The sequence below is a fragment of the Zoogloea sp. genome, assembly GCF_017302315.1.
Lineage (GTDB): Bacteria > Pseudomonadota > Gammaproteobacteria > Burkholderiales > Rhodocyclaceae > Zoogloea.
On the sequence record NZ_JAFLDT010000110.1, the window covers coordinates 1 to 10,891 of the forward strand.

At 67.2% G+C, this 10,891-nt stretch carries 9 protein-coding genes; 4 read left to right on the plus strand and 5 right to left on the minus strand.

Translation table 11 applies throughout. The features are described 5' to 3' along the window. Positions 1-829 (minus strand): ComEC/Rec2 family competence protein (locus tag J0L98_RS19840; RefSeq protein WP_365955166.1); only part of this gene is annotated, 829 nt, incomplete at its 3' end. A gap of 98 nt (positions 830-927) precedes the next feature. Between J0L98_RS19840 and J0L98_RS19845 the strand changes: the two genes are divergently transcribed. Next, positions 928-1,461, plus strand: a complete 534-nt coding sequence (locus J0L98_RS19845; protein WP_296413728.1) for a DUF2062 domain-containing protein — start codon at positions 928-930, stop codon at positions 1,459-1,461. 88 nt (positions 1,462-1,549) lie between these two features. Here the strand turns inward: J0L98_RS19845 and J0L98_RS19850 are convergent, their stop codons facing one another. From J0L98_RS19850 to J0L98_RS19860, 3 genes are all read right to left on the minus strand, one after another. Continuing rightward, complete coding sequence (locus J0L98_RS19850) at positions 1,550-3,571, minus strand: methyl-accepting chemotaxis protein (protein ID WP_296413730.1); 2,022 nt, start codon at positions 3,569-3,571, stop codon at positions 1,550-1,552. 120 nt (positions 3,572-3,691) lie between these two features. Continuing rightward, positions 3,692-4,390 carry a lipoprotein-releasing ABC transporter ATP-binding protein LolD gene (lolD, locus tag J0L98_RS19855; RefSeq protein ID WP_296413733.1) on the minus strand — a complete coding sequence of 233 codons (699 nt, stop codon included), beginning with the start codon at positions 4,388-4,390 and terminating at the stop codon, positions 3,692-3,694. Then, positions 4,383-5,636 carry a lipoprotein-releasing ABC transporter permease subunit gene (locus J0L98_RS19860; RefSeq protein ID WP_296413735.1) on the minus strand — a complete coding sequence of 418 codons (1,254 nt, stop codon included), beginning with the start codon at positions 5,634-5,636 and terminating at the stop codon, positions 4,383-4,385. Before J0L98_RS19860 ends, lolD begins: the two co-directional genes overlap by 8 nt. Before the next feature lie 193 nt (positions 5,637-5,829). Between J0L98_RS19860 and J0L98_RS19865 the strand changes: the two genes are divergently transcribed. The 3 genes from J0L98_RS19865 (at position 5,830) to recJ (ending at position 10,271) form a co-directional block, all read left to right on the plus strand. After that, a complete protein-coding gene (locus tag J0L98_RS19865) occupies positions 5,830-7,413 on the plus strand; it encodes a DUF4384 domain-containing protein (RefSeq protein WP_296413736.1) in 1,584 nt (527 codons plus the stop codon). Between the two features lie 132 nt (positions 7,414-7,545). Continuing rightward, positions 7,546-8,583, plus strand: a complete 1,038-nt coding sequence (locus J0L98_RS19870) for a hypothetical protein (protein WP_296413737.1) — start codon at positions 7,546-7,548, stop codon at positions 8,581-8,583. After that, entirely contained in the window at positions 8,580-10,271 is a 1,692-nt protein-coding gene (gene recJ, locus J0L98_RS19875; protein ID WP_296413738.1) for a single-stranded-DNA-specific exonuclease RecJ, read from the plus strand. Before J0L98_RS19870 ends, recJ begins: the two co-directional genes overlap by 4 nt. Positions 10,272-10,388: 117 nt before the next feature. On the opposite strand, the gene J0L98_RS19880 is transcribed toward recJ, so the two are convergent. Beyond that, entirely contained in the window at positions 10,389-10,571 is a 183-nt protein-coding gene (locus tag J0L98_RS19880) for a hypothetical protein (protein ID WP_296413739.1), read from the minus strand. Positions 10,572-10,891: the final 320 nt, after the last annotated feature.

The window sequence follows — 10,891 nt, forward strand, 5'->3', positions numbered from 1 at the left end:
CCAGCGCGGCGAAGAAGGCCGCCACCATGGTGACATGCATGCCGCTGATGGCCACCAGGTGGGAGATCCCGGTGCGGGCAAAGGTCTTCCACAGCGCCGGCGGAATCGAGCGCTGGTCACCCACGGCCAGCGCCACCAACACCCCCGTATAGGGTGCATCCGGCAGAGCATCCCGGAAGCGCTGCCGTACCGTCTCGCGGACACGCTCCACCCCATGGGCCAGGCCCGGCACCCGGGCGTCCATAAGCCGATTGCCCTCGGCCGGCCGGACGTAGCCGGTGGCCCGGATATCCTGCTGCAGCAGCCAGCCTTCGTAGTCGAAGCCGTGGGGGTTGAGGTTGCCATGGGGCCGCTTGAGGCGCACCGTGAGCGACCAGCGCTCGCCCGCATGGATCGGGGGCAAGACATGCATCTCCTCGTCCCGGAAGCCCCGGTACCAGGCCAGGGAGATCATCGCCGGCACCGGCGCCGCGCTGCCCTCCACCTGGAAATTGAAGCGCACGCCGCGCTCGAAGTCCTGGGGCAGGGACGCCACCACACCCCTCAGCACCACGTCACGTCCCTCCCACTCCGCGGGCAGGGCATCGGCGAGCCGGAGGTCCGCGCGCCAGGCGGCGAAGCTCCAGCCGGCAAGGAGGGCCGCGAGGAATACGAGGATCCGACGCCACCACATCATCGCCCGCCCCGATCGCCGAGATGCGCCCCACGCCAGCCCGCCGGCGGCGCACGCAGTGGCGGCCCCCGCCAGCTGCGCCGCGCCCGAGGGGAGTGCGGAAGCCAACTGGCCCATGAGGATGCCGCCAGAAAATCCCAAAGACATAATTCGCATGGGCGGAATCTAGCCCGAGCGGAGCAAATCACCAAGACCTGCAGCCTCGGTTAGAATCGGTGCAGGGGTGGCGACCGCCCGCCCTTTCCCCCTATCCCATGCGCCGACTGCTCAAACGCTACCTGCCTGACCATGCGTCGCTGGCCACCAACCGCTGGCTCGCCCCGTTTGGCTCGACCCTGTTCCACCCACGCCTGTGGCACCTCAACCGGCATTCCGCGGCGGGCGCCATTGCCACGGGCCTGTTCTGCGGCCTGATCCCCGGGCCATTCCAGATGCTCGGCGCTGCGCTGGGATGTGTGCTGCTGCGGGTCAACCTGCCCCTGGCCCTGCTCACCACGCTGTACACCAACCCGTTCACCATCGTGCCCCTGTACATCCTGGCCTTCTCCATGGGAGAGGCGTTGCTGGGCCGGGGCGAGGCCCGTTTCACGCCGCCGCCCGAGTGGTCCGGCGGAGATGTGCTGGGTGGGGTAGCCGCCCTTGCAGACTGGATGATCGCCCTCGGGCGGCCCCTGGCCCTGGGCCTGGTGGTGCTGGCTTCATGCCTGGCGGTCACCGGCTACCTGCTGACCCGGATCGCCTGGCGGACCTACCTGATCCACCACTGGCGCAAGCGCCGGCGGCACTGAGGGGGTGCGGGGGGATTGACTGTGCCACGAAAGAGGCCGCGGGCCTGGGCGCGCGGCCTCTCTAAACGAGTCGACAGGTGACGACGCATCAGATGCGGAAGTGGGAAACCTCCGCACGTAACTGCTGGGCCAGATTCTCAAGGCGCCGGGCGGTTCCGGCGGTATCCCGCACGGCATTGGAATTCTGCTCGGCCATCTGGGCGATCCGTTCGACGTTACGGGCAATATCGGTGCTCGCAGTGCCCTGCTCACGCAAGGCCTGGGAGATATCCGTGATGGCACGCACCACCTGGCTTGCCCCCTCACGGATCTGATCCATGGAGTGACCCGCCTGACCGGCCAGCACCACGCCTTCCTGAACCCGTATCACACCGCCCTGCATGGTCTCGACCGCCCGATCTGTGCCTTTCTGGATCGCGGTCACCATCCCTGTGATCTCGTCGGTGGCCTTCGCGGTACGCTCCGCCAGCTTGCGCACCTCGTCCGCCACCACCGCAAAGCCGCGCCCAGCCTCGCCGGCCCGGGCCGCCTCGATGGCCGCGTTGAGCGCCAGCAGATTGGTCTGATCGGCAATCTCCTTGATGGAGTTCACGATGGTGGAAATACGCGCCGACTGGTCGCCCAAATCCTGGATGACGGAAGCGGACTCGCGCACCGAAACGGCGATACGCTCCATTTCCTCCACCGTGCGGGCCACCACGGCCCCACCGTCACTGGACAGACGCCCGGACTCCGCCGAGATCCCCTCGGCGGAAGATGCACTTGAGGCAATCTCCTCAATACCGACGGTCATTTCCTCCACGGCCGCCGCCATGTTTGACGCTGCCTCGCTCTGCTGCTCGGAGCCGGCGGAAACCATGGATGCGGAGCTGGCCAGGGATACGGCCGATCCCGCCACGCCATCAGCCCCCGATTGAACCTTGGCGATCACGCTGGAGAAGGACTGGGCCATCTGGTTGAATTGATCGGACACCTGCTTCAACTCGTCCCGCGCCGAGAAGTCGATACGACTGCGGAGGTTACCGGCCGCGAGCTCCCGGGCCCCCGAACTGAGTTCCTCCACCGAGCGCATCACGGCAACGCAAAAGCCCACCGACAAGTAGAGGAGAACCAGCAGGGACAGGCTGGAAAGTACGGCAGCAATCAGGAAATCCCGCTTCAGATCGGCGAGCCGTGCGTCAAGGAGGCTGGTCGTTTCCGGTATCAGCGTGTCATAGGTTTTGGTGAACACCAAATTGATGACCTTGGTGGTCATGTCGAAGTAGGCGGACGAGGGCATCTCGAACTCGCCCTTGAGAACATGATTCTGCAACTGGTCGACAACCCGCGACGATGCCTCGTTGAACTCCTTGCCCAAGGCTTCCAGGACGGGTCGGACACGGGGGTTCGCGCCAGCGGCACGTTCGAAGTTCTCGTTGAGATCGAGCACCGCCATGTTCAGCTCGCCAAGCTGGGTGCTGATGTCAAAGCGCCGCTGGTCGTCCAGCGCCTTGGCCGCCAGCACGCCCGTGCCCAAGGCGCGCAAGCGCCCGAGGCGTTCGGAGACGTCGGGCACCCGACGCAGGGTGTTATCGATGAGGTAGTAGGTGTCGGCCGAGGGGTCGAGGGTCAGGTTGCCATCGTCGCCCAGATCATGGAGGGCCAGGACAGCCGTGCGGATAAGCCGGGTATGGGCCTGGAGGTTGTCCCGCGGGGCCATCTGCAGGCCACCGCTGCGCAGTGCTTCCCAGCCGCTTCGCACCTCGCTCCAGCGCCGATGGGCGGTGGGCGCCGCATCCGCCGCGATGGCCTCGTCGGCGGCCTTCATGGCCACGACCAGCTCCTCGGTCTTTTTCTGCAGGCGGGGGCGCAACTCCTCATTGCCGTTCAGCACACCCGATGACAGACCGCGATGCTGCTGGGCCAGCTCGACCACCTTGAGCACCTTCGGCACCCGCCGAATGGAATCCAGCTCATGCTCGGTGAAATCAATGCTTGCCCGCAGTGACAACGCCAGCTGTGCCAGCAGAAAACCGACCACAAAGAGGGCAATCACACCCAGCAAGGTGAACTTCGCCGGATAGCGCATCCGGTTGAGGATAGCGACGGCAGGGGAAAAAAACGCACTCATGGGTTTCTCCGACAGGGTCTTGGTCGTTAAACATTGTTTCCGACCCCCTATCGGCACGGGTGCCTACAAACTTGAGGGAACACCACAAAACCTAAACGAAGCGCTGTGCCGGCCGGACGCTCACCCGCCCGCAGTCAGAACTCCGTCTCGCAACTGCAGGATCCGGCTGGCGCGGGATGCCAGTTGGGGATCGTGGGTGACAATGACGAAACTGGTGCCCTGCTCCTCGGCCAATTCCAGCATCAGGGCAAACACCTTCTCTGCGGTCTGGCGGTCGAGGTTGCCAGTGGGCTCGTCGGCCAGCACACAGGCCGGACGCGTCACCAGTGCGCGGGCGATGGCCGCACGCTGGCGCTCCCCACCCGACAGCTCGCCCGGCGTATGGCTGAGGCGATGCCCCAGCCCCACTGCCTTGAGGGTCTCGGCCGCCCGGGCGAGGGCCTCGTCCTTCTTCAGGCGCCGCACGAAGAGCGGCATGGCCACGTTCTCAAGGGCCGAGAACTCGGCCAGCAGATGGTGAAACTGGTAGACGAAGCCCAGCGACTCGTTTCGCAGGCGCCCGCGCTCCCCATCGGAGATGGTCGAAAAGTCGCGCCCGAGCAGCCTGACCACGCCCGCCGAAGGGGCGTCGAGACCGCCGAGGAGATGCAGCAGGGTGCTCTTTCCGGACCCGGACGAGCCCACCACCGCCACCCGCTCACCCCGGGCCACCTCAAGGGACACCTTGCTCAGAACTTCCACCGCATCCTCCCCTTCGCGGAAGGATTTGGACAGATCGCGGCACGCGATCACCGGCTGCTGCATGGCCAGCTCACTCATAGCGCAGGGCCTCCGCCGGATTGAGGCGGGAGGCCCGCCAGCTCGGATACAGGGTCGCCACCAGGGTCAGCACGAAGGACACGGAGGTGATCGTCAGCACGTCGGACCACTGCAGCTCGGAGGGCAGATCGGAGATGTAGTAGACATCCTTGGCCAGGAACTGGATGCCGAAAGCACGCTCGATGGCCGGCACCACCACATCGATGTTGAGGGCCAGGCCGACGCCCCCCAACACCCCCAGCGCCAGGCCGATGAAGCCGATCAGCGCCCCCTGGATCACGAAGATTCCCATGATCGAACCGGGACTGGCCCCCAGGGTGCGAAGGATGGCGATGTCGGCCTGCTTGTCCTGCACCGCCATCACCAGGGTGGACACGATATTGAAGGCCGCCACGGCCACGATCAGCAGCAGGATGATGAACATCACGTTCTTTTCGATCTGCACGGCGCGGAAGAAGTTGGCGTGGCTGCGCGTCCAGTCCGACACCACCGTATCCGCATCCACGTAGGCGCTCAGCTCACGGGCAACCCGGGGGGCCTTGAAGAGGTCGTCGAGCTTCAGGCGCACGCCGGACACCCGGTCTTCCAAGCGATAGAGCGCCTGGGCGTCGTTGAGATGGACCAGAGCCAGGCTGGAGTCGTACTCATACATCCCCACTTCAAAGATGCCCACCACGCGGAACTGCTTGAGGCGCGGCAGGATGGCGGCCGGTGTGACCAGGCCCTGGGGGGCGATCAGGGTCACCTTGTCGTTCATGGACACCCGCAGCGCCCGCGCCAGATCGGCCCCCAGCACGATGCCGAACTCACCGGCACGCAGGTCGTCCAGGCGCCCGAAGCGCATGTGCTGGGCAAAGTCGGCCACCTTGTCTTCCGCATCGGGCAGGATGCCGCGGATCAGCGTGCCACGCACGGTCTGGTCGAAGGAGAGCATGCCCTGGGCCTGCACGAAGGGGGCCGCAAAGCGCACCTGCGGGTGCTTGGCGGCTTCGTCGGCGACGCGCTGCCAGTTGGCCAGCTCGCCGTCGAAACCACTTACCTGGACATGGGACGCCACCCCCAGGATGCGGGTGCGCAATTCCTTTTGGAAGCCATTCATCACCGACAGCACCACGATGAGCGCCGCCACACCCAGGGCGATCCCCAGCATGGACACCAGTGATATGAAGGAAATGAAGCGGTTGCGGCCCTGCGCCTGCCGCTTGGAGCGGGTGTAGCGCAGGCCGACGAGAAATTCATAGGACATCAGCACAAAGACCGGAAACGCGGAAACACGACGCGAGCGCGCATTGTGCCGGAGTTGGCAGGGACTGGGTATCCTGACCCGTGCGGGCAGTACAATCCCCTGCCGCAGGGCTTCTGGGTCAGCCCCGGGGCAACCGAGTGCGTATGAATCAATCTGCAGCCCGACCCGATTTCGCCCGACCAGGAATCTGCCCATGCTCCGCGCCGCCCTTACCGCCCTGCTTGTCGCCCTGCCCGCCCTCAGCTGCGCCGGGACGGCACTGGTCACAAGACCCGACACGCTCCGCGAGAGTCCGTCGCCCTTCGCCTTCCGAGTGGCGGAAGTGCACCGACGCAGCAGCGTCGAAGTGCTTGAAGTGCGCGGCGAATGGGTCCGGGTGGAGAGCACCGGCAACCGCAGTGGCTGGATCCGCCGGGACAGCACCGACTTGGACAGCCAGCCCGCCCCGGACACCCTTGCCAAGCCTCCTTCATCGCCCCTGCGCGGCACTCCCGCCTTGCCACGCAGCCCCACCCGGGCCAGCCATCACGCCCTGATCCTCTCGCTCACGCCCCCGACACCTGACGGGCAGGGCGCGGCCGACGCCGCCAAAGCGGGCCGCATCGCAAGCCTGATGGGCGTCCCCGACGCCAACATCCGCCACCTTTCGGGCGAGGCCCTGACCCTCGATGGCCTGCGCCAGGCCCTGGCCGACCTTGACGCACGGATCGGCGAGCAGGACCGCGCCTTCATCCACATCGCGGCCGACGGGGCCCGCCCGCGGGGCGCCCGGGAATGCGGCGACGCCTTCCTCACCCGGGATCGGCAGCCATTCACCGCGACCGAGCTGCACCGCTACCTGGGGAGCCTGTCCGCCCGTGCCGACAAGGTCTTCCTGATCATTGACGCAGGCCGGGGTGAGGAGCAACGGCCGGCCCCCGGGCAGCGCAATCGATTCACCCGCCAGCTCCCACCGGATGCGGCATGCAGCGGCGACACCTTCGAACGGGCCGGCCTGCCTGCCAACCTCCAGCTTCTGCTGGCCGGCCGCAACCGCGCCGCCTTCGAGGACGAACGCGGTGGGCTGGCCACCCAGGCGCTGCTGGCCTGTTTCGAGGGCCAAGCCTCCGGCGCCACCGGCCTGGCCGATGGGGAGACCCTGCGCGCCTGCGCCCAGGCACATCTGGATCGCCTGCCGGGGGAGCAGCACCTGACGCTGGCCGGCAATCCGGCCCTGATCCCGTCCCCGCTGGCATGGGCATCCGACCCGTCGGGAAAGGACGCTCCCCGACGCCTCCTTGAGGCCATCCATGCCCAGCGCGACAACCGTCGCCAGCTCGACATCCTTCCCCTCCGGCGTACCGACGGCGCCGCCGCGCTCCGGATTGCCAGTGACCGCCCCGGCCATCTGTACATCCTGCAGGCGGACGAAAGCCGCCTTACCCTGCTGTACCCCAACCCGTTCAGCCCCGACGCGCGGCTTGAGCCCGGCACCACCGTCACCCTGCCCCCATCCGACGACCACAAGCCCCTGGCCAATGGCCGGCTCCTGTTCCTGTTGACCGACAGTGCCCGCTCACTGCAGCGGGGCGGATTTCAGCCCTCGGGTGCGATCTCCGCCACCTTTCCCGACGCCCGTGGCCTGCGCCTGGCCACCGAGGAATTCCTGGGCGGCGATACCTCGCCCCTCTGCCGGTTCAGCGAGACCCGCAACCTCGGGACGGAGCAGGCGCGCAAGTGCTCCACGGCCTTTGCCGCAAAGTGGATCACCCTTCCGGCGGGGAATGCCCCTCGATAAGGGCGCCGCAGCTCGTTAAAATGACGGGGCTTTGACGGGCCCCTGTCGATCTCAGCGAAAATTGCCCAACACCTTTCAAACGCCTCTCCCGGCAGATCAAGCTCCCCTGCCAGGCCAACCCGGCGCCCTCTGATGCAACTTGATTTGATCATCCCCGGACTGAGCTGGCTTGCCAGCTACCCGGGCCAGCACCCCTCGCACCCCCTGCACCTCCCGGCGCTCGCCGCCCTGCTCGGACTTTCCCGCGGCCATTGGGCGCCCCCCCGCCACACGGACGCCCTGCTCGCGGAAGCCCTGGGCTTGAGGAACGATGTTTCCCATGCCCTGCTGCGGCGTAGCGGCGAAGCGTCACCACCGTCGCCGGACGGCCACTGGTTGTGCTGCGACCCGGTACATCTGCATTTCGCCCGCGACACCCTGCTGCTCGCCGATGCCAGCGGGCTGGCCATCACGCGCCAGGAAGCCGACACTCTGATGGCCGGTCTCAATGACACCTTCTCCGACATCGGACGCTTCGAGGCACCCGCCCCCGACCGCTGGTACGTCCATCTTCAGGCGCGCCCCGCCCCCCATTTCCACCCCCTGGCCGACGTCAATGGCAGGCCGGTACAACTCTTCCTGCCGGAAGGAAGCGAGGTCGGCCGCTGGGCGCGTCTCTCCAACGAGCTGGAAGTGTGGCTCTACAGCCATCCGGTGAATGCCGCCCGGGAAGCGGCGGGCCAGCGCACCATCAACGGGGTCTGGCTGTGGGGCGCGGGCGCCGGGCAGGCCGACTGCGCCCCGCAGGTGGCGACGGTGCAGGCGTGCCAGCCCTTCGCCCTCGGCCTGGCACGCCTGGCCGGCGTCACGGCTACGCCGGCGAACCGCTACGCCCCCGCCACCACCGGCGCGGCGCTTGCCCTGGTGGACGCCCTGCAGCGCCCGGCCCTGCATCATGACCAGAATGCCTGGACGGATGCACTCCAGCAGCTCGAATCCCGCTGGTTCGCCCCCGTCCTGATGGACCTCAAAGCGCGCCGCCTCAGGCGTGTACGTATTCGGGTACCGGACGACCGGCATCTGCTGGAGCTCGATGTCACGACCTCCAGCCTCTGGAAATTCTGGCGCAAACCCAAGCCCCTGGCCGCCCTGCTGGCAACCGCCCCCAAACCCGATAGCGCCAACCCATGACCCGCATCCTGCCCCGCCCGATCCCCAGTCGCGCCGTCAGCCGCCTGCTCGACGCCGGCACCCATCCCTTGCTGGCGCGCATCTACGCGGCCCGTGGCATCGACAACCGGGATCAGCTCGACTACAGCCTGAAGGCCCTGCTGCCGCCGGCGCAGCTCAAGGGTGTCCGCGAGGCCGCCCAGATCCTCGCCGACGCCATCGAGGCCGGCGCGCGCATGGTGATCGTCGCCGACTACGACTGCGATGGCGCCACCGCCTGTGCCGTGGGAATCCGCGCCCTGCGCGCCTTCGGGGCCGAGGTCGGCTATCTGGTCCCCAACCGCTTCGAATACGGTTACGGCCTCACCCCGGCCATCGTCGAACTGGCGGCCGGCATGGCGCCCGACCTGCTCATCACCGTCGACAACGGCATCGCCAGCGTGGAAGGCGTGGCTGCCGCCCGGGAGCACGGCATCGCCACGGTCATCACCGACCATCACCTGCCCGGCGACACGCTGCCCGAGGCCGATGTGATCGTGAACCCCAATCAGCCCGGCTGCCCCTTCCCGAGCAAGGCCCTGGCCGGCGTGGGCGTGATGTTCTACACCATGCTGGGCCTGCGCGCCGAGTTGCGCGAACGGGGTGCCTTCGAAGGCAGGGCCGAACCCAACCTGGCCGACCTCCTCGACCTGGTGGCCCTGGGCACCGTGGCCGACGTGGTCAAGCTCGACCACAACAACCGTATCCTTGTCTCCCAGGGGCTCCAGCGCATGCGCGCCGACCGCATGCAGCCCGGCATCCGGGCCCTCTTTGCCGCCGCAGGCCGGGACGCCGCCCGGGCCACAACCTTCGACATGGGCTTTGCCCTTGGCCCGCGCCTCAACGCCGCGGGCCGCCTGGCCGACATGTCCCTGGGTATCGAATGCCTGATCACCGACGACGTGGGTCGCGCCCTCAATATTGCCCAGGAACTCGACAAGCTCAATCGGGAACGCCGCGCCATCGAGGCCAACATGCAGGAAGGCGCCATGGCCGAACTCGACGCCATCGACCCGGGGGCCCGTTCAAGTCTGGTGCTGTTCGAAGCGGAATGGCACCAGGGGGTCATCGGCATCCTGGCCGGGCGCATCAAGGAGAAGTTCCACCGCCCCACCATCGCCTTCGCCCGGGGCAATGCTGGCGAACTCAAGGGCTCGGGCCGCTCCATCCCCGGTCTGCACCTGCGGGACGCCCTGGACCTCGTCACCAAACGGGAACCTGACCTGATTCTGAAGTTCGGCGGCCACGCCATGGCGGCGGGGCTGAGCATCCGTGAAGATGATCTGGGCCGTTTCGAGAACACCTTCGAGGACGTGGTGCAAGGCCTGATCGACCCGGCCGACCTGACCCGCAGCCTGGAGACCGACGGCCCGCTGGAGGACAGCCTCTACAACCTGGAAACCGCCCGACTGCTGGAACGGGAGATCTGGGGGCAGGGCTTTGCCGCACCGGTATTTGACGACACCTTCCGGGTGGAGAATCAGCGCATCCTCAAGGACAAGCATCTGAAACTGCAACTGCGCAAGGGCAACACCCGCATTGACGCCATCCAGTTCAACCGCGCCGAGCCCGCGGGGCCGTCCATCCATGCCGCCTTTCGCCTCGCCGTGAACGAGTACAACGGGGTGGCGAGCATCCAGCTGATGCTGGAACACTTCGACACCGCATGACCCACGTACCTTGAAGCCCAGGGGCCGTTAACGCGGCAAGGCCCCGCTTGACGGGGCCTTGCTGAATCCTGTTGCCCGAACGGGCCGATCACCAGCCGGAGCACAGGCAGGCGAAGTTCAGCCCGCCGGCGGCGCCGGATCCTCCTGGTCAACGGGGGGCGACGCATCCACCATGCCATCCTCCGCCTCATCCTCGGCGCTGCCCTTGCCCTCCAGCTTGCGCAGGCGCTTTTCTTCCTGCTTGCGCTTTTTTTCCAGTTCCCGCTGACGCTTTTCGAACGAATAATTGGTCTTGGCCAAGATCACCTTCCCGTCAAACGGAATTCCAAAAGGAAATGGGGGGGACAAGCTCTGGGAATCTCGGGAGACCAAGCTTGTCTGAAATCGGGAAATGACACCGGGGCACTGCCTGAGGCATGGCACCAAGGTGGAGCCCGGCTAGGCCGGGCTGCTGAGGGTCAGTAGCGGTTGCCGCCACCACCCCCGAAACCACCGCCACCGCCGCCGGGGCCACGACGACCACCGCCGCCGCCGCCGAATCCACCGCCGCCACCGCCGCCGCCACCCGGACCACGACGGCCACCGCCACCACCGAAGCCGCCGCTACGGGGCTCCTGGGG